The following is an 856-nucleotide window of genomic DNA, read 5'->3' on the forward strand; positions in this document are numbered from 1 at the left end:
CCGCTGGTCAAGGCCAGCGAGACCATAGGCGCGGTGCTCAAGCGCGGCGACATCGTGATCTACGAATCGACCGTCTACCCGGGCGCGACCGAAGAAGACTGCGTGCCGGTGCTCGAACGGGTCTCGGGCCTGAAGTACAACGTCGATTTCTTCGCCGGCTACAGCCCCGAGCGCATCAACCCGGGCGACAAGGCGCACCGCGTCTCGACCATCAAGAAAGTGACTTCGGGCTCGACTCCGGAAGTCGCCGAGCTGGTCGACCAGCTCTACCAGGAAATCATCGTCGCCGGCACGCACAAGGCCTCCAGCATCCGCGTGGCCGAGGCCGCCAAGGTGATCGAGAACACGCAGCGCGACGTGAACATCGCCCTCATCAACGAGCTGGCGCTGATCTTCAACCGGATGGGCATCGACACCGAGGCGGTGCTGCAGGCGGCCGGCACGAAGTGGAACTTCCTGCCTTTCCGTCCGGGCCTGGTGGGCGGGCACTGCATCGGCGTGGATCCCTACTACCTGACGCACAAGGCGCAATCCATCGGCTACCACCCGGAGATCATCCTGGCCGGCCGCCGGCTGAACGACTCCATGGGCGGCTATGTGGTGTCGCAGCTGGTCAAGTGCATGACCAAGAAGCGGCTGCACGTGCAGGGCGCCAAGGTGCTGGTCATGGGCCTGACCTTCAAGGAAAACTGCCCGGACCTGCGCAACACGCGCGTGGTCGACATCATCAAGGAGCTGGGCGAGTACAGCGTGGATGTGGACGTCTACGACCCCTGGGTCGATGCCGAAGAGGCCAAGCACGAGTACGGCATCACGCCGATCGCCCAGCCGGCCGAGGGCAGCTACGACGCCATCA

The 856-nt window shown here is 64.5% G+C and carries 1 protein-coding gene; it reads left to right on the forward strand.

The annotated features are described in order from the left end of the window. Window positions 1-856: nucleotide sugar dehydrogenase (locus AXA74_RS23670; protein ID WP_060833342.1), on the forward strand; the 856-nt coding region annotated here is incomplete at both ends.

This window comes from Bordetella hinzii LMG 13501 (assembly GCF_001548475.1).
In the GTDB taxonomy this organism is placed as follows: Bacteria; Pseudomonadota; Gammaproteobacteria; order Burkholderiales; family Burkholderiaceae_B; genus Bordetella; species Bordetella hinzii.